16 protein-coding genes are annotated in these 18423 nt (G+C 61.8%); 6 read left to right on the top strand and 10 right to left on the bottom strand.

Annotated features, from left to right (window positions below):
* Positions 1–2055 (bottom strand): transketolase (locus tag VFL62_RS14210; RefSeq protein ID WP_325173018.1); only part of this gene is annotated, 2055 nt, incomplete at its 3' end.
* Positions 2056–2203: 148 nt separating this feature from the next.
* Between VFL62_RS14210 and VFL62_RS14205 the strand changes: the two genes are divergently transcribed.
* Positions 2204–2665, top strand: a complete 462-nt coding sequence (locus VFL62_RS14205; RefSeq protein WP_325173017.1) for an Lrp/AsnC family transcriptional regulator — start codon at positions 2204–2206, stop codon at positions 2663–2665.
* A gap of 12 nt (positions 2666–2677) precedes the next feature.
* On the opposite strand, the gene VFL62_RS14200 is transcribed toward VFL62_RS14205, so the two are convergent.
* From VFL62_RS14200 to VFL62_RS14175, 6 genes are all read right to left on the bottom strand, one after another.
* Positions 2678–3622: a DMT family transporter gene (locus tag VFL62_RS14200; RefSeq protein WP_414644714.1), complete on the bottom strand. Its 945-nt coding sequence runs from the start codon at positions 3620–3622 to the stop codon at positions 2678–2680.
* Positions 3623–3809: 187 nt separating this feature from the next.
* Positions 3810–4649 carry an aldo/keto reductase gene (locus VFL62_RS14195; RefSeq protein ID WP_325173015.1) on the bottom strand — a complete coding sequence of 280 codons (840 nt, stop codon included), beginning with the start codon at positions 4647–4649 and terminating at the stop codon, positions 3810–3812.
* A gap of 59 nt (positions 4650–4708) precedes the next feature.
* On the bottom strand, positions 4709–7414 hold the full coding sequence (locus VFL62_RS14190; RefSeq protein ID WP_325173014.1) for a molybdopterin-dependent oxidoreductase: 2706 nt from the start codon (positions 7412–7414) through the stop codon (positions 4709–4711).
* Positions 7415–7427: 13 nt separating this feature from the next.
* Complete coding sequence (locus VFL62_RS14185; RefSeq protein WP_325173013.1) at positions 7428–8645, bottom strand: NAD(P)/FAD-dependent oxidoreductase; 1218 nt, start codon at positions 8643–8645, stop codon at positions 7428–7430.
* A 9-nt stretch (positions 8646–8654) separates the two neighbouring features.
* Complete coding sequence (locus VFL62_RS14180; protein ID WP_325173012.1) at positions 8655–9080, bottom strand: globin family protein; 426 nt, start codon at positions 9078–9080, stop codon at positions 8655–8657.
* Between the two features lie 101 nt (positions 9081–9181).
* Entirely contained in the window at positions 9182–10564 is a 1383-nt protein-coding gene (locus VFL62_RS14175; protein ID WP_325173011.1) for an MFS transporter, read from the bottom strand.
* A 283-nt stretch (positions 10565–10847) separates the two neighbouring features.
* Here VFL62_RS14175 and VFL62_RS14170 point away from each other — a divergent pair, with 283 nt between their 5' ends.
* The 3 genes from VFL62_RS14170 (at position 10848) to VFL62_RS14160 (ending at position 13944) form a co-directional block, all read left to right on the top strand.
* On the top strand, positions 10848–11345 hold the full coding sequence (locus VFL62_RS14170) for a hypothetical protein (RefSeq protein ID WP_325173010.1): 498 nt from the start codon (positions 10848–10850) through the stop codon (positions 11343–11345).
* Positions 11315–12151 carry a formate/nitrite transporter family protein gene (locus tag VFL62_RS14165; protein ID WP_325173009.1) on the top strand — a complete coding sequence of 279 codons (837 nt, stop codon included), beginning with the start codon at positions 11315–11317 and terminating at the stop codon, positions 12149–12151. Before VFL62_RS14170 ends, VFL62_RS14165 begins: the two co-directional genes overlap by 31 nt.
* A 65-nt stretch (positions 12152–12216) precedes the next feature.
* Entirely contained in the window at positions 12217–13944 is a 1728-nt protein-coding gene (locus tag VFL62_RS14160; RefSeq protein WP_325173008.1) for a bifunctional protein-serine/threonine kinase/phosphatase, read from the top strand.
* Between the two features lie 12 nt (positions 13945–13956).
* Here the strand turns inward: VFL62_RS14160 and VFL62_RS14155 are convergent, their stop codons facing one another.
* Positions 13957–14868 carry an intradiol ring-cleavage dioxygenase gene (locus VFL62_RS14155; RefSeq protein WP_325173007.1) on the bottom strand — a complete coding sequence of 304 codons (912 nt, stop codon included), beginning with the start codon at positions 14866–14868 and terminating at the stop codon, positions 13957–13959.
* Positions 14869–14988: 120 nt separating this feature from the next.
* Between VFL62_RS14155 and VFL62_RS14150 the strand changes: the two genes are divergently transcribed.
* Positions 14989–16266: a serine hydrolase domain-containing protein gene (locus tag VFL62_RS14150; protein ID WP_325173006.1), complete on the top strand. Its 1278-nt coding sequence runs from the start codon at positions 14989–14991 to the stop codon at positions 16264–16266.
* A gap of 2 nt (positions 16267–16268) precedes the next feature.
* On the opposite strand, the gene VFL62_RS14145 is transcribed toward VFL62_RS14150, so the two are convergent.
* Both VFL62_RS14145 and VFL62_RS14140 read right to left on the bottom strand, forming a co-directional pair.
* Complete coding sequence (locus tag VFL62_RS14145) at positions 16269–17003, bottom strand: cytochrome c biogenesis CcdA family protein (protein WP_325173005.1); 735 nt, start codon at positions 17001–17003, stop codon at positions 16269–16271.
* 85 nt (positions 17004–17088) lie between these two features.
* Positions 17089–17358 carry a hypothetical protein gene (locus VFL62_RS14140; RefSeq protein ID WP_325173004.1) on the bottom strand — a complete coding sequence of 90 codons (270 nt, stop codon included), beginning with the start codon at positions 17356–17358 and terminating at the stop codon, positions 17089–17091.
* A gap of 666 nt (positions 17359–18024) precedes the next feature.
* Between VFL62_RS14140 and VFL62_RS14135 the strand changes: the two genes are divergently transcribed.
* Positions 18025–18420 carry a helix-turn-helix transcriptional regulator gene (locus VFL62_RS14135; protein ID WP_325173003.1) on the top strand — a complete coding sequence of 132 codons (396 nt, stop codon included), beginning with the start codon at positions 18025–18027 and terminating at the stop codon, positions 18418–18420.
* Positions 18421–18423 lie beyond the last annotated feature (3 nt).

Genomic DNA, 18423 nt, shown 5'->3' with positions numbered 1-18423 from the left:
TCCCGCATACAGCCGGTCGGCGGAGGTGATGGCGAGCAGGCCGATGTCGCGGCGGTTTTCGCCAAGTAGCCCGACTGCCTCGATCGCTTCCGGCGCGACCGCGCCGGTATAGGCAACGACGACTTCCGCATTCGGTCCGGGTTTGCGCAGCCAATACGCGCCTTCGGTAATGCCGGCCTCGAGTTCGGGCGACATGATGCGCTGCGGCTGGTCGATACTGCGGGTGGTGAGCCGCAGATAGACCGAACCGCCCTCGCCGTATTCGCGCTGCATGTGCTGGAAACCCCAGCGCATAATGACGGCGAGTTCGTCCACGAAGGCCGGCTCAAAGGACGCAAGACCATCCTGCGCCATGCCGATCAAAGGCGTTGCGATCGACTGATGGGCGCCACCTTCCGGCGCCAGCGTGATGCCGGACGGCGTCGCCGCAACCATGAACCGCGCATCCTGGTAGCAGGCGTAGTTCAAGGCATCGAGGCCGCGCTCAATGAAGGGATCGTAGAGCGTGGCGACCGGCAACAGCCGCTCGCCGTTGATCGTGTGCGACAATCCGAGCGCCGACATCAGTATGAACAGGTTCATCTCGGCGATGCCAAGTTCGATGTGCTGGCCCTTGGGCGAGGCATCCCAGTTGAAGGTCGAGGGGATCTTTTCGCTGCGGAACAGGTCGGCCTTCTCGGCGCGCGCGAACAGGCCGCGGCGGTTGACCCAGGCACCAAGGTTGGTCGACACCGTGACGTCGGGCGAGGCCGTGACGATACGCTCGGCCAGCGCGCTATCGCCGCGCGCGAGTTCATTCAGCAACAATCCAAAACCCTGCTGGGTCGACATCTGCGCCGACGGCGCGAAGGTGAGCCGCTCCGGCACCGCGACTGCCGGCGCGCTCAGGCGCCGCCGGCCCTCACGGTTGAAGGGGACCTTTGACAGGAACGCTTCGATTTCGGCCGGCTCGAGCGGCAGGCCTTCGAACTTGTCCCACTCGTGACCGGGACGGATGTTCTGGTGGCTGCGCCACTTTTCCATCTGCGCAACCGTCATCAGGCCGGCATGGTTGTCCTTGTGGCCCTGGAACGGCAGACCGACGCCCTTGATCGTATAGGCGATGAAGCAGACCGGCCGATCATGATCGATCGAGCCGAACGCCTCCAGCATGCTCGCCATGTCGTGGCCGCCGAGATTGGACATCAGCGCCAGCAATTCGTCGTCGCTGCGCTTGTCGATCAGCTTCGTCACTGGTCCCTGATCGCCGATCTCGTCGCGCAAGTGCTTGCGGAACGCCGCGCCGCCCTGGAAGCACAGTGCCGCATAAAGCTGGTTTGGACAGGCATCGATCCATTTACGCAGCGCCTCGCCACCCGGCTCGGCAAAGGCCTCGCGCATCAGGCTGCCGTATTTGACGATCACCACGTCCCAGCCGAAATTCCGGAACATGGTTTCGAATTTTTCCCAGAGGCCTTCGCGCACCACCGCATCCAAGCTCTGGCGGTTATAGTCGACGACCCACCAGGTGTTGCGCAGGCCATGCTTCCAGCCCTCCAGCAACGCCTCGAAGATATTGCCTTCGTCCATCTCGGCGTCGCCGACCAGCGCAATCATCCGCCCTTCGGGACGGTCCTTGGCCCAGCCATGCGCCTTGACGTAGTCCTGCACCAGCGATGAAAACAGCGTCTGCGCGACGCCGAGACCGACCGAACCCGTCGAGAAATCTACATCATCGACGTCCTTGGTCCGCGACGGATAGGATTGCGCGCCCTTGAAGCCACGGAAGTTCTCCAGCTTCTCGCGGGTCTGATGTCCGAACAGATACTGGATGGCGTGAAACACGGGACTCGCATGCGGCTTCACCGCGACGCGGTCCTGTGGCCGGAGCACCGAGAAATACAGCGCCGACATGATGGTGGCGAGCGAAGCCGATGAGGCCTGATGGCCGCCGACCTTCAGGCCATCGATATTGGGCCTGACATGGTTGGCGTGGTGAATGGTCCACGAGGACAGCCACAGCACTTTGCGCGTCAGCGCATTCAGAATGTCGAGGCGTGAGGGTTCGATCGGCATGGCGTGCTCCCGGCCAACGGCGTTTGGCGGCTATTTTGGCTGAATGTTACCGCGGCGAGCGATGCCGAAAATCTCAAATTTTGGCGGTATACCCGCGTTTTTTGGTATAATTTGCCAAATACACCCTCCTGATAAATGGTTCATCCCAATGCATGCCCTCGACGCCATCGACCGCAAGATCCTCGGCCATCTGCAATCCGACGGCCGCATCACCATGGCCGAGCTCGCCGAGAAGGTCGGGCTGTCGGTCTCGCCCTGTCATCGCCGGGTAAAACTTCTGGAGGAGCGCGGCGTGATCACCCGCTACATCGCGACCGTCGACCAAAAGTCGGTCGGCCTTCATGTCAGCGTCTTCATCTCGATCAAGCTGGCGCGGCAGAAGGAAGAGGATCTCAACCGCTTCGCCCGCGCGATCTCGAAATGGGAGGAAGTGCTCGAGTGCTACCTGATGACTGGCAACCGCGACTATCTCTTACGCGTCGTCGCCGCCGATCTGTCTTCCTACGAAGCATTCCTGAAAAACAAGCTGACGCGGCTCGACGGCATTGCCTCAATCGAGTCGAGCTTTGCGCTCAGTCAGGTGAAATATTCAATCGCGCTGCCGGTGTGACCACACCGCGCCTTATGCGTTCGGCGAGCGCTCGGCAGCGAGCGCTGCGAGCTGCGAGTGCCGCACGCGCTCGCGATGCGCGGTATAGAGACCGCTCGCGACGATGAAGGCCGCGCCCGCGATGGTCCAGAGATCAGGCACTTCACCGAAGATCACAAAGCCGAGGAACGTGACCCAAAGCAACTGGACATAGGAAAACGGTGCCAGCACCGAGGCGTCGGCATAGCGAAACGCCAGCACAACGATCCACTGTCCGGCCGTCGACGTCAGGCCGATGATGACGCCGAACATAATATCGTGCCAGGTCGGCGTCACCCAGACCAGGGGAACCAGCGCGCAGAGAAGCGCGAAGCCCGTGATCGACGAATAGGTCATGGTGACCATCACGCGTTCGTGCCCGCTCATGCGGCGCGTCATGATCAGGCAGCAGGCCCAGGCGAATGCCGACACCACGGGGAAGAATGCGGCCGGATGGAACGCGCCGGTGCCCGGACGCAGCACGATCATCACCCCGATCAACCCGATCGCCGTCGCAACCCAGCGCCTCAAGCCGACTTTCTCGCCAAGAAACATGATCGAGAGCGCGGTGACGAATAGCGGCGAGACAAAGCTGGTAGCGGAGGCTTCCGCAATGGGAAGGAATCGCAGGCCCGAGATGAACAACAGCGAAGAGCTCAGCAGCGCGGCCCCGCGCATCACCTGCAGCACTGGACGCTGGGTCTTCAACGCGAACAGCGGCGAGGCCGGCACCATCGCCGGAACCATGATGATCAGGAAGATCAGGAACCTGATCCAGGCGATCTCGATCGAGGGCAGCGTCGTCGAGAGATATTTCGAGGTCGCGTCCGACGTGCCGAGAAAAACCGTCGAAGCGATCAACAGCGCTATTCCGCGCAGCGGCCGGTCGGCGCGCGCGGGCGCGGTCTTGACCGCCGGCTTCTGCTCGGGCGACGGCAAGGGAACGCTGTCGAGCTTTAAGGCTGCTGAAGGAGGAGTCACGGCTTGAATTGGGGGCTCACCGAATCGGGCAGCCCTCAAAAAAGCGCCATCGCGCGATTGTCACAACACCCGAAAACAGGCAGCGGATATGCGCGCAACGGGACGGCGCAACCTTTCAGCGCAACCATTCGCTCACCATGCGGCCTCAAAGCATTGGCAGGCTTCGCGGTTTCGCTCCGCGCGGGAACGCCTGGTCCAGCGCCGCAATGTCCTCGGCGCTGAGCACGAGATCGCCGGCCGCCGCGTTATCAGCGGCATGTTCCGCGCTCGATGCCTTGGGAATCGGGAACACGTGCGGATCGCGCGCCAGAAACGCCAGCGCGACCTGGCGCGTCGAAACGCGAAGGCGTTTGGCAATGGTCTGCAACAGCGCGCCACTTTTGCTGCCGGGTTGCGGAAAATCGTTATGGCCGAACGGCGAATAGGCCACCACGGCGACGTCGTGTTTTGCGCACCACGGCATCACCGCGTGCTCGATCGCGCGTTCCTGCAAATGATACAGCACCTGATTGCAGGCGATCTTTCCGTCGCCGGCGACGCCGCGCATCTCGTCGAGGTCATCCGCATCGAAATTGGAGACGCCCCAGGATCGGATTTTGCCAGCGCTCACCAGTTGCTCGAAACCGGCAACCGTCTCCGACAGCGGAACACTGCCGCGCCAGTGCAGGAGATAACAATCGAGCCGATCCGTCTTCAGGCGCGTCAACGAACGTTCGCAAGCGGCGATGGTGCTGCGCCGCGAGGCGTTGCTTGGCAGCACCTTGGACACCAAAAAGGTCTCGTCGCGTCGTCCTGCGATCGCCTCGGCGATGACGAGTTCCGCATCGCCATACATCTCGGCGGTGTCAATGTGAGTCATGCCGAGATCCAGCCCGCGGCGCAGCGCGGCAACCGCCGACTTGCGGTCGCCACGGTCGATATACCAGGTGCCCTGCCCGATGACCGAAACATCATGGCCGGTTGGTCCGAATTTCTTGTGTTTCATGGAAGTGCCCTATGGCGCGAAAGCGGGCGCACCATAGATCACATGATCTGAAACGTCGATCAGCTTGCCGCGACCAATTTGGCGCGTTCGTGGTCGGTTCCCGCTTGCGCGATCAGGCGCTTGAGTTCGGGAATGCACGAGCCGCAATTGGTGCCGGCTTTCAATTTGACGCCGAGCTCGGCCGCCGAACGGCTACCTGCGGCGATCGCATCGCAGATCGTGGTACGGCCGACGCCGAAACAGGCGCAAACGACGGGACCCGCGCTGGCCGTTCCCTGCGCAGGCTTTCCAGACAGCAACATGCGCCGCTGATCGTCGTCAAGTGAGCCGGCTGCGAACAATTCCTTGACCGCATCCCAGTCGCCGGCGTCACGCGCCGGTCCGAGAAACAGGCAAGTCTCGATCGCATCGTCCGTGAACGATGCCGCGCGATACACGCCGCCGCCAAAGTCGCAATACTCGGCAAGCTCCTCGCCGGCTACCGCGCGCAACCAGGACGACCAGCCCTTCAGCTCGGCGTTATCGGCGATGAGATAACCGAGGCCGCCATTGACGGTGGCGCGCGCCCACCAGGCATGGTCGGGCAACTTGACCGGCTTGCGCGACAGCACGAAGCCGCGAAACACATACTCATATGGCGTGATCGACGCCGGTGTCGCCTTGGCCTCCGGCTGGCCGGAAAACGGATCGATCAGGGGCGCGACCAGCGCACCGACCCGCGCGCTGGAGGCGTTGGCCGCGCTCCAATGGATCGGCGCAAACAGCATGCCGCGCTGTTGCCGCGGGCTGACGACGACCTTGAGCGTGCACTGTCCGTGATCGGTGGTGACGCGGGCGAACGATCCGTCGGCAAGCCCAAATCGTGCGGCGTCGTCGGGATGGACCTCGACGAACGGCTCGGGCAGATGCGCGCCCAGCCGCGCGCTGGTGCCGGTGCGCGTCATCGTGTGCCACTGATCGCGGATGCGGCCGGTATTCAGCCGCAGCGGCCGGCCCTCGTAGGTTTCGGTGCGCAGCACCGGCCGCTCGGGTGCAACGAACCGTCCCTTGCGGTCGCCCGTGAAGAACGCGCCGCTCGAAAAGAACCGTTCCGATGGCTCGATATCACCGTAGCGAAACGGCCACAGGATGGGCGCCATCTCGTCGAACCCTTCGTCCGACACCGAGCTCAAGGCCCCGATATCGAAATCGCGGCTGCCGTTATTCTCGAAGGATGACAGGCCTGCGTGCTCGCGAAAGATCGCCGCCGCCGAGCGGTAATCGAAAGCCGACGCAAAGCCGAGCCGCTTTGCGACCTCACTGATGATCCACCAGTCCGGCCGCGCCTCGCCCGGCGCCGGCAGAAATGCGCGCTGACGCGAGATGCGCCGCTCGGAGTTGGTGACGGTGCCGGACTTCTCGCCCCAGGCAAGCGCCGGCAGCAGCACATGAGCGCCGACGCCGACGGTGTCGTTGGAGAGCACGTTCTCGGAGATCACGAACAGTTCAAGTTTCTTCAGTGCATCGCGCGCGGCATCGGCCTCGGGCAACGACACGGCGGGATTGGTGCCCATCACCCACAGCGCCTTGATCTCGCCGCGGCCGATCGCCTCGAACATCTGCACCGCTTTCAAACCTTCATGGGTCGCGATGCGCGGCGCATTCCAGAACCGGCGCACCCGGTCGATATCGGGCGGCGTGAAGTTCATATGCGCGGCGAGCTGGTTTGCGAGGCCGCCGACTTCGCGGCCACCCATCGCGTTCGGCTGTCCCGTCAGCGAAAACGGCGACGCGCCGACCTTGCCGATCCGCCCGGTCGCCAGGTGGCAATTGAGAATCGCATTGACCTTGTCGGTGCCCTGCGCCGACTGGTTGACGCCTTGCGAGTAAAGCGTGACCACGCGTTCGGTCGCCGCGAACATTTCGAAGAAGGCCGCGACGTCCGATTCGGAAAGGCCGGTGGCCAAGGCAGTTTCCACGACGCTGCCGGCGATGGCGCGGCCGCGCGCCAGCGCTTCGTCAAAACCGCTGGTGTGACGCTCGATATATTCGCGATCGAGCACGCCATGATCGGCCAGATGCACCAACAGCCCCGAAAATAGCGCGGTATCGGTGCCGGGCTTCAGCCCCAGAAACAGATCGGCATCTTCCGAGGTGTCGGTCTTGCGCGGATCGATCACGACCATGCGCGCGCCGCGCCGCTGCCTGTTGGCCACCATGCGCTGAAACAACACCGGGTGACACCAGGCGGCGTTGGAGCCGACCAGCACCAGGAGATCGGCCTGGTCGAGGTCCTGGTAGTTTCCGGGAACGGTGTCGGCGCCGAAGGCGCGGCGATGACCCGCCACCGACGACGCCATGCACAGCCGCGAATTGGTGTCGACATTGGCGCTGCCGATGAAGCCCTTCATCAGCTTGTTGGCGACATAATAATCCTCGGTCAGCAACTGCCCGGACAGATAGAACGCGACCGCGCCCGGACCATCGCGCGCAACGATGTGGGCAAAACGATGCGCGACATGATCGAGCGCATCGGTCCAGGCAATCCGCTCCATCGCACCATTGCTGCAACGGATCATCGGATAGAGCAGACGATCTTGAAGACCCAGCGTCTCGCCGAGCGCCGAACCCTTCGAACAAAGCCGGCCGAGATTGGCCGGGTGCGAGGGATCGCCGGAAATCGCGGCGCCCCCGCGTCCATCGGGCGTCGCCAGCACGCCGCAACCGACGCCGCAATAGGGGCAGGTCGTCGATGTGGTCTGAAGGGAAGTATCGACCGCAGTCATCGCAAGCGCCCGATCATGCCGCGACGGCCAATGGCGCGGCCGGCCGGCCGAACATCATGTCCTTGCGAACGGCCGCAATGTTTTCGCGCTTGCGGATCAGTTCGAGATACCAGAGCGCATCGCTGGTATCGCCGACCAGCACGGCGCCGATCAGGCGACCGTCTTCGATCACGAGTTTCCTGTAGACGCCGCGCCTGACGTCGCTGAGCACGCTGGTTTCGCTGCGATCGCTGCCGAGAAAGTCGCCGGCTGAAAATACGCCGACGCCGGACACCTTGAGATTGGTGGCGACCACACTGCCGGTATAGGCGGCGTTGCGGCCTGCCAGATGCTGCGCCAGCACCCTGGCCTGCTCATAGGCCGGTTCGACCAGGCCATAGCAGATGCCGCGATGTTCGGCGCATTCGCCGAGTGCGAAGATGCCGGCCTTGTCGGTCTGAAGCTGATCGTCGACGATGACGCCGCGATTGACGGCAATGCCGCCTTCCTTGGCCAGCGTGATATTGGGCCGGATGCCGGCAGCCAGGATCACCACATCGGCGTCGATCCGCTGCCCGTCGCTGAGTTCGACGCCTTCGACACGCCGCTCGCCGACGATGGCCTTGGTACTGGCGTTGAGCAGAACCTTGATGCCCTTGTTCTCGACCAGCGATTTGAGCAGCGCGGCCGCCGGCGCGTCGAGCTGGCGCTCCATCAAGCGATCCATCAGGTGAACCAGCGTCACCGGCGCACCGGCCTTCGCGAGCCCATAAGCGGCTTCCAGCCCGAGCAATCCGCCGCCGATCACGACCACGCGCTTTTTGGCGGCAGCCAGCGTCAGCAGCAAATCGACGTCCCGGCTGTCGCGGAAGGTGTGCACGCCGGACAGTTCGACGCCGGGCACATTGAGCCGCAGCGGCGTTGATCCGGTCGCTAGCACCAGCTTGGAGAAGCCGACACTCTCTTCACCGGCGATCTTCAGCTCACGGCGGCCGACATCGATCTCGTCGACGGTGCAGCCATATTTCAGCGTGACCCCGCGGTCGCGCCACCAATTGGCCGGCTTGAGCTCGATTTCATGCGATGCGGTTTCGCCCGCCAGAACCGAGGACAGCAGCACGCGGTTATAGGCAAGCCGCGGCTCGGCGCCGATGACGGCGATCGCATACCGCCCGAGGGCGACCTTGGCGAGTTCATCGACGAGGCGCGCGGCCGCCATGCCATTGCCGACGATGACGAGCGATTCACTCATCAATGTTTCCTATTCAGCAGCTTGCGAGTTGCCATAGGCTTCCGAAACCATGAAGCCGGACAGCGTTGCGTAGGCGGTGGTCCTTGCACTGGCGACATCAGTGGTCCAGGCTTCGCCCAATCCCTTTTCCAGCGTCCACAGCAAGGCGGCGCCAACGACGGGGTAGTGCTCGGCCTTGGCGCCATAGGCGAGATGGCGTTTGGCCAGCGCGCTTGCCGCGGGAAGGATCGAAGGCAGATCGGAAAGACCGTTTACGACCGCGGCAAGCATGGCGATCAGCTTCTTGCGCTGCTCGGTCATGTCGGCGGGGAACATCGCCTTCACCTGCGGAGCAATTTCGAACAGGCGGTCGTAGAACAGCACCGCCGCCTTATCGGCGATCGGCACCACCTTGGAGAAACTCTGTTGCACAAGCTTGACCTGATCCGGCGTCATATCTTGCTCCTGCCTGTTGCTTTTTCGCTTTAGGTCCTCGTCCCGCGTGCGGAACGAGGTCGATCTTTCAACCGCGAAGGCTCGCGGGACTTGTTTTCAGCTCAGATCCGCGCCTCGGCGAGACCCGTCGCGCTAGCCTCCGCCGGGCTGCGGCGCAGGTAGAACCACCAGGTGAAGGCGAGGCAGATCGCGTAGAAGCCGAGGTAGATCACGAGCGCGAGCTGCGGGCCGCCGGTCACCGCGATCGACTTGCCGAAGCCGCTCGGAATGAAGTAGCCGCCGCAAGCGCCAATCGCGCCGATGAAGCCGAGCGCCGCGCCGCTCTCGATGCTCGCGGTCTTGATCGCCATCGCACGGCCGGCATCGCCCTTGCCGCGCGCCTTGCGCAGATTTTCCTCGCGGAAGATCGAGGGGATCATCCGGTAGGTCGAGCCGTTGCCGATGCCGGTGGTCACGAACAGGATCAGGAACATCGCCAGGAAGCCGGTGAAGTCCTTGATGCCTACGAAATAGATGACGCCGATCGTGGCCGCCGCCATCGCGATGAAGTTCCAGAACGTGATGATCGCGCCGCCGATCTTGTCGGCGAGCAAGCCGCCGAACGGGCGCGACAGCGAACCGACCAGCGGACCGAGGAACGCGATGCCGATCGTGATCTGCGGAAATTGCGTCTTGATCAGAAGCGGAAACGCGGCGGAATAGCCGATGAAGGATCCGAACGTCCCGATATAGATAAAGGACATGATCCAGGTGTGCTTGCGCTTGACGATCGCGAGCTGATCCTTGAACGAGGACTTCGCCGAGGTCAGGTTGTTCATGAAGAACACGGCGCCGCAGACCGCGATGATCAGCGGGATTACCCACATCAGGCCGGCATTCTGCAAATAGACGCCGGAGACCGGTGTCGCCTGGTAGAGATTGATGACGCCGAGGCCCATCAGGATCGGCGTGATCAGCTGAACGCTGGACACGCCGATATTGCCGCCGGCGGCATTGAGGCCCAGCGCCCAACCCTTCATGCGGTCGGGATAGAAGAAAGAGATGTTGGCCATGCTGGAGGCAAAATTGCCGCCGCCGAGGCCCGCGGTCGAAGCCACCAGCAGCATCAGCCAGAACGGCGTGTCGGGCTGGCTGACGAAATAAGCAAGTCCGAAGGTCGGAATGAAGAGAACCGCGGCCGAGAAGATCGTCCAGTTGCGGCCGCCGAACGTCGTCACCGCAAAAGTATAGGGAAAGCGCATTAACGAGCCGATCAGGCCCGGAATGGCGACAAGCTGAAAGAGTTCGTCGGTTGTATAGTGAAAGCCGGCGGCCGGCAGCTTGGTCGCGACGATGCTCCAGATCAGCCAGACGGAAAATCCGATATGCTCGGCGACGATCGACCAGATCAGGTTGCGGCGGGCCGTCACCTTGCCCCTGGTCTCCCAGAAGGTCGGATCTTCAGGGTTCCAGTCGGAAATCCAGGTCGGGTCTTTCGCGCTCATTGAAAATTCCTTTGTCTGAAGGTCCTGTCGGATCGCCAGCCGGAGGGCACGGCAGCGCGTTCCGGGCGAAGCCCGGTCAAGCGGTCGCAATTCGGATGAATGGCTTTTCAGCGGACGGCGTCGATGGCGTCCCCACAAAGGTTATTCAAGCTTCGTGCCAAGCCCGCGAAAGACAAAAACATAAACCAGGACAATGTTTTACTCCTGATCGACCGATTCTCTGGCCAACAGCAATCCGCATTCAAAATTTGCAGTCGCTCATTTGTTGTGCGCCGCACAAAGGTTGAGCAGATACGCTCAAAAAAGCACCCGCACCTCGCTGGAAAGCCGGCTGCACGCCAATTTTGCGCAAGCTCTGAACAAGGTGCTCAAATTTCGCGGCGGATTTGCCCAAGGACATCGCAGCATCGCGGCCACGGCGGCGCGAAGCGATATGGCATGTCGATTGCATCGCTTAATCGCTAGTCAACGAAGACTGCGATCTACCGGATTGCTCAAGGCCGCGCTGGCTGAAAAACAATCAGACGTCACCCCCGAGCGAGGCAACTTCGGCTCAAGCTGCGATGTCCTCGAGACATCGCCCGTCGAGTTTCCCTTGGCTTGTCCTCGACCGAGACATGGGCGGATGACGCAGCAATCCACGGATGCCGACATCATCATCGTGAAGAGCAATCCGGAGCTTGCGACTTCGGATCGACAATCACTGCGAGCCGCCGCGCCCTGGCTGAACCTGACCAAAGAGGACTTTCAATGTCTTATCTCGTGCCTTCGGAATTCGTGACCAAGATGGTGGATGCCGGAGAATCCAAGATCTTCATGTCAACGCGGGACACCGTGATCCGCGCCTATATGGCCGGCGCCATCCTGGCGCTCGCCGCCTGGTTTGCAGTCACGATCAACGTCAACACCGGCCAGCCAATCGTTGGTGCGCTGTTGTTTCCCGTTGGCTTTTCCATGCTCTATCTGCTGGGCTTCGATCTGTTGACAGGCGTATTCGTGCTCACTCCGCTGGCGCTGATCGACAAGAGGCCCGGCGTCACGCTTTATGGCGTGCTGCGAAACTGGGGGCTGGTGTTCATCGGCAACTTCGCCGGCGCGCTGACGGTTGCTTTCATGATGGCATTCGTCACGACCTTCGGCTTTACGCAGGATCCCGACAAGGTCGGCGCAGCGCTCGGCAATATCGGCGAATCGCGGACGCTCGGCTACGCTTCGCATGGCGCCGCCGGCATGGTCACGCTGTTCATTCGCGGCATGCTCTGCAACTGGATGGTTTCGACCGGCGTGGTCGGCGCCATGATCTCCACCACCGTCCCCGGCAAGGTGATCGCGATGTGGATGCCGATCCTGGTGTTCTTCTATATGGTGTTCGAGCATTCGGTCGTGAACATGTTCCTGTTTCCGTCGGGACTGATGCTGCACGCCAAATTCTCGATCATGGATTACTTCATCTGGAATGAAATCCCGACCGTGCTCGGCAATCTCGTCGGGGGACTCTCCTTCACCGGATTGACGCTCTACGCCACGCATGTGCGCACCGCGCCCAAGCGTGACACCAAGGCGGCACCGGTCCGCGTCGCGGTCTAACGCTTCAACCCGGGAGTCCGCCGCCAATCGTCGCTTTGGCGGGCTCCCTTTTTCCGTAGGCAATCATGCCGGCCGAATTGCGGATATCGCTGGGGCAATGTTCGGACAAAGGCCGCAAGCCGACCAATCAGGATTTCCATGGCGCGCTGATCCCGACTGAGCCGCTGCTGGCACTGAAAGGCATCGCCGTTGTCATCGCCGACGGCATCAGCTCGAGCGAAGTCAGTCACATTGCGAGCGAGTCGGCAGTCAAGAGCTTCCTGACCGACTATTACTGTACGTCCGAATCCTGGTCGGTGAAGACGTCCGCCCAGCGCGTGCTGGCGGCAACCAATGCCTGGCTGCATTCACAGACACGGCGCAGCCAATATGCCTATGACCGGGACAAGGGCTACGTCTGCACTTTCACTGCGCTGGTGCTTCGATCGACGACGGCGCACATCTTCCATGTCGGCGATTGCCGCGTCTATCGCCTTGCGGATCACACGCTCGAACAGTTGACGGACGATCATCGCGTGATCGTTTCATCGGAGCAGACCTATCTCGGTCGGGCGCTCGGCATTAATCCGCAAATCGAAATCGACTATCAGGCACTGTCCGCCGAAACAGGCGACGTGTTCGTGCTCGCCACCGACGGCGTTTACGAACATGTCAGCGGACGGTTCATCGCAACCGCGGTGAGAGAACACCCCGCCGACCTCGATGCCGTCGCAAGACGCATCGTCGACGAGGCCTTGCAACATGGCAGCCAGGACAACCTGACGATCCAGATCGTGCGGATCGATGAAACGCCATCGCGCGAGGCGAGCGAGATACTTCAACCGTCATCGGAACTGCCGCTTCCGCCGCTGCTCGAGGCACGCAGCGTCTTCGACGGCTACCAGATCGTCCGCGAACTGCATGCGAGCCATCGCAGCCATATTTATCTTGCCGTCGATACCGACAGCGACGCGCTGGTTGGAATCAAGATTCCCTCGATCGACCTGCGTGACGATCCGGCCTACCTCAAACGCTTCATGATGGAGGAATGGGTCGCCCGCCGCCTCGACAGCCCGCACGTGCTTAAACCTTGCCAGCCCTCGCGAAAGCGCAACTATCTCTACGTCGCGATGGAATATGTCGAGGGACAGACGCTGCGGCAATGGATGATCGACCATCCCAAACCCGATCTGGAAACCGTGCGCAACATCGTCGAGCAGGTCGCGAAAGGTCTGCGGGCGTTTCATCGCAAGGAAATGCTGCATCAGGATCTGCGGCCCGACAACATCATGATCGACAAGACCGGGACGGCCAAGATCATCGACTTCGGCGCGACGAAAATCGCCGGGGTCGCCGAAGTTGCGGCTCCGGTTGCAGCCGACGATATTCTCGGCACCGCGCAGTACACCGCACCAGAATATTTCCGCGGCGAAGGCGGCTCAGCACGCTCCGACTTGTTCTCGCTCGGCGTGATCGCCTACCAGATGCTGACGGGCCAATTGCCGTATGGCGCCCAAATCGCGCAAGCCCGAACCCGGTCGCAATTCAACAAATTGAGATACAAGTCCGCCTCGGAGACAAATCGCGATGTCCCGGTATGGATGGACGCCGCGTTGCGGCGGGCGGTGCACACCGATCCGGCGAAGCGTTACGACAGCCTGTCCGAATTCGTTTACGACCTCCGCCACCCCAATCCGAATTACGTCAACGCCTCCGCGCGGCCGCTGATCGAACGCAATCCGAACCTGTTCTGGAAGTGCACGACGGCGCTGCTTGCGTTGATCGTGATCGTCTTGCTGGCGAGAGGACACTGAGGCCGGGAAGCCTCACGCGTCCTCGCTCACCGCCGCCATCGGCTTCGGCGCCACGCCCTGTCCGGGCTTCAGACGGAATTCGTAGGTCATGAGATGCCACGGCGCCTTGGCCGGCTTACCGTCCGGCATGGTAGGGTCGGTACGCTTCTCGACCTTGGCGATCAGCTCTTCCTTCACCCCGAACACGACGTCGGTGTCGATGTATTTGTCGCCTTCGACGAAGACGTGCGTGACCAGCGGCTCGTGTCCGGGCGCGTTCACCAGGAAATGCACGTGGGCCGGGCGCATCGGATGACGATGCAGCGCCAAGATCATCTGTCCGACCGGACCGTCGGTCGGGATCGGATAGCTGCACGGCAAAATGGTGCGGAAGTAGAACCGGCCGTCGGCATCCGTGACAAAGCGGCCGCGCGAGGACGGACCTGCCGTCTCGTAATCCGGCTTCTGTGAATCGTACCAGCCGTCATCATCGGCATGCCAGATATCGACGGGCACGTTGGCGAGCGGCTTGCCCTCGAGATTGGTCACACGACCCTGCACGAACATCTTCTCGCCTTCGAGATTGGGTGAGACGTCGGTGCCATGCGGCATCACCTTGTGCTCGCCGACATAGAACGGGCCGAGCACGGTGGTTTCGGTCGCGCCTTCGCGCTGGCGGTGATTGACCGCGTCGACCAGCATCGAGACACCGAGCACGTCCGAGAGCAAAATGAATTCCTGCCGGCTTGGCGTGCACTTCTGGCCGACGCGGGTCAAGAAGTCGATCGCGTATTCCCATTCGGCGAAGGTCAGATCGGTCTTGCGCACGAAGGCATGCAGCGACTTCACGAGTTCTTCCATCAGGAACTTGATCCGGGGGTCCTGGACTTCCTCGAAGCTCTTGATGACGGCGTCGGTAAGTTCGGTCTCGCTGAACTGGGGCATTTCGCTGCGTCCTTGGGGTTACGTCTATTTGGCGCCAATCTATACCTTTAGATCGGTCATTGGAACGCCATGCCGATATGGGCTAAGAGCTACATTCCGCTTTTCAAGAGGTGAAATACTATGCCGAGCCCGCTTGCCCTCGCCTCGCCCGAAGCCGCCGGCATGTCAAAAGCCGCGCTTGAGCGGATCGACCGCCATTTGCGCGAGCGCTACATCGAGACCCGCCGCTTTCCCGGCACCCAGCTCATGGTCTATCGGCGCGGCCGGCTCGTTCACAATTCCTCGCAAGGGCTGGCCGATATCGAGCGGAAGGTCGCGGTCAAGGACGACACGATCTACCGCATCTACTCCATGACCAAGCCGGTCACCAGCATCGCCTTCATGATGCTGGTCGAAGAAGGCCGCGTCGCGCTCGACGAGCCCGTCCATAAATATATTCCGGAATGGAAAAACCTCGGCGTGTTCCAGGCCGGGGTGTGGCCGGCGTTTCTCACCCGACCGCCGTCCAGGCCGATGCAGATCATCGATCTGATGCGGCATACGTCCGGCCTGACCTACGGCTTCCAGCAGCGCGGCAATGTCGATGCCGCCTATCGCGAACTGAAAATCGGCGAGGTCGAGAAGGCCGGCACGCTGCAATCGATGATCGAGGGCCTCGCCAAGCTTCCACTGGAGTTCTCGCCGGGCGAAGCCTGGAATTACTCGGTCTCCACCGACGTAATCGGCTATCTCATCGGCCTGATCAGCGGCAAGCCGTTCGAACAATTCCTGCAGGAGCGCATCTTCGATCCGCTTGGCATGAAGGACACCGGCTTCTTCGTCCCAGCCGACAAGGCGCGCCGCCTGGCGGCATGCTATTCGGCGAGTCCGCAAGGCGCCATGACCTTTCACGCCACCGACCGCAAAGGCGGACTGACGCTGCAGGACGATCCGGCGACCTCATCCTTCCTGTCGCCGCCCGATCTCATTTCCGGCGGCGGCGGACTGTGCTCGACCTCGGCCGATTATCTCAGCTTCTGTCGCGCGCTGCTCAATGGCGGCGAGCTCGACGGCGTGCGGCTGGTCGGTCCGAAAACGCTTCAGTTGATGACGGCAAACCATCTGCCCGGCGGCAAGACGCTGCCGGAACTGTCGCGGTCGCTGTTCTCGGAAGCGACCTACCACGGCATCGGCTTTGGTCTCGGCTTTTCGGTGACGCTCGATCCGGCGCGGACGCTTATTCCCGGAAGCGCGGGTGAATATGCCTGGGGCGGCGCGGCAACGACCTCGTTCTGGATCGACCCGCTGGAAGAGCTGATTGCGATTTTCATGACGCAGGTATTGCCGTCGACCGCAACGCCGATTCGGCGCGAGCTGCGCACCATGGTCTATTCAGCCATCACCGACAGCAATCTTTAGATTCAACCGATGGTCTGAAGGCTCGGAAAAGTCTCGAGCAGCCAGATGCTGACTGCCGAAACGCCGCCGGTCAGAAAGCCGATGCCGGTGACGACGAGCAGCACGCCCATCGCCTGCTCGACCCGCGCCAGGTGCTTTTTCATGCGCGCGAACAGCGTCGAAAACTGCTCGACCATGAAGGCGGCGATCAGGAACGGAATGCCAAGACCTGCAGAATAGACCGCGAGCAGGCCGGCGCCTTTGGTCACCGTCGCCTCCGAGGCCGCGATCGACAGGATCGCGGCTAGGATCGGACCGATGCACGGCGTCCAGCCGAACGCAAAGGCAAGCCCCATCAGGTAGGCGCCCCACAGTCCGACGGGTTTGGGGATCGGCAAGCGCCCTTCCCGCATCAACAGATCGATCCGCGTCAGCCCGAGAAAGTGCAGCCCCATGACGATGATGACGCAGCCAGCGAGAAGCGACAGCTCCGCCGACCAGGCATGGATGAAACCGCCGATCAGCGAGGCGCTGGCGCCAAGCGCCACGAACACGGTGGAGAAGCCGAGCACGAACATGACCGCCGAAATCATCACCGCGCGGCGCGAGGCCGACACCGCCTCGTCATTGGCGACGTGCTCGATGGTCGCGCCGGTCAGGTACACGAGATAAGGCGGCACCAGCGGCAACACGCAGGGCGACAGGAAGCTGACGAGGCCGGCAATCAGCGCGGCGGGGATCGAGACGTCATGGATCATGATGGGCGCTGATGTAGCGGATATGCGCCATTCCGCAAAATCACGAGGGCGGGCCCGATATCACGGTTTCGGCAGGCGTGCGGCGCTATTTGACCAGCTTGAGCGACACCGGCGGCCGTGGCCGCGATCCTTCCTGCGGTTTGCTGTGCGCCGGCCTTGCATCAGCCTCCCGCAGCATTGCATCGCACAAAGCCTTCAGCTCCGAGTCTTCGACCCGGTTCAGCTTGATCCGAAGCGCCAGGATCGCGACCGAAACCAGCTGTGCCGTGTCGTGATCGCCATTATGGACCAGGGCCGCCTGGCATTCCTCGAGGGTCGCCAGCACGTCCCGCAGATTTTCTTCGACATAAACCACAGCGTGTTTCCGTTATCGAGCCCGCAAGATGGCGTTGGACCGATCAACACCTTGCCACCAGAAAAAGTCCCGCCGCATTAGGACCGAGAAGATAGATTTCGTCCTTACACAGATTTGTGACATCACAGCCTATCCCGTATTGATCCGGCCGCAACCGGACCATGCGACGGCCTTCCATGCAGGGCTCGCACTGCTGCGCCGCGAAAGCCGGTTTCAGTTCGCTCCCACCACAGCGGCGGCCGTGCAATAGGCCGCCAACCAATCTGGCGAGGCCGCGGCCGACGCGTCAAATCGTCCCGCTCCAGGCTGGTACCAAGGTTCTTACACGACCTATGGCTTGCAAACCCGACAGAAACGACCCTTAGATGCAAACTACCAGGGGAAAAACGCCGTTGGTAGCGCGATTTGTCGGTGGGTTTCAGCGAGGCATGATGACAGGAACGCTCGCAACGAGATACCGTTCGGCTCGCATTACGAACGTCATTCATTTACTTGGCAATTTGACGGCCATTAAGGCTGCCCGTAGAACGCCCTAAATCTCCGTAGATTCCCGGATTTGGGTGCGGTTCTCCACCATTAGAACAGACTCTGGAACCAATGTATAAGAAGTGACCTCGGATTCCGTTTATTCAGGCGCTTCGTGAACGAAGGACGGGTACAAGCAGTATGAACAAATCCATAGCGAAAAAGATGAAGCAGCGCAGTGCCGGCAAGCCGGATATCGAGCTTGGCAAGCGCATCCGGTTGCGGCGCGTGGAACAGAAGATTTCGCAGGCCGAGCTAGGCGAACAGCTCGGCGTGAGCTTCCAGCAGGTCCAGAAGTACGAAAAAGGCGTCAATCGCGTCGGCGCTGCGCGCTTGCAGCAGATCGCAACCGCGCTCGATGTGCCCGTCACCTTCTTCTATGACGGCGACAGCAAGGCGCGCGAAGTGGAAAGCCTGCTGTTCCTCGATAGCGCCTTCAGCCTTCGGTTGCTTCGCGCCTACAGCAAGATCAAGGATCAGACGGTTCAGCGTCAGCTCGTCTCCCTGATGGAATCGATCGCGGCCAACGAAGACTGAACC

This window comes from Bradyrhizobium sp., from assembly GCF_035701725.1.
In the GTDB taxonomy this organism is placed as follows: Bacteria; Pseudomonadota; Alphaproteobacteria; order Rhizobiales; family Xanthobacteraceae; genus Bradyrhizobium.
The sequence above is the reverse complement of the archived record's forward strand: the minus strand, read 5'-3'. Positions and strand labels throughout refer to the sequence as shown.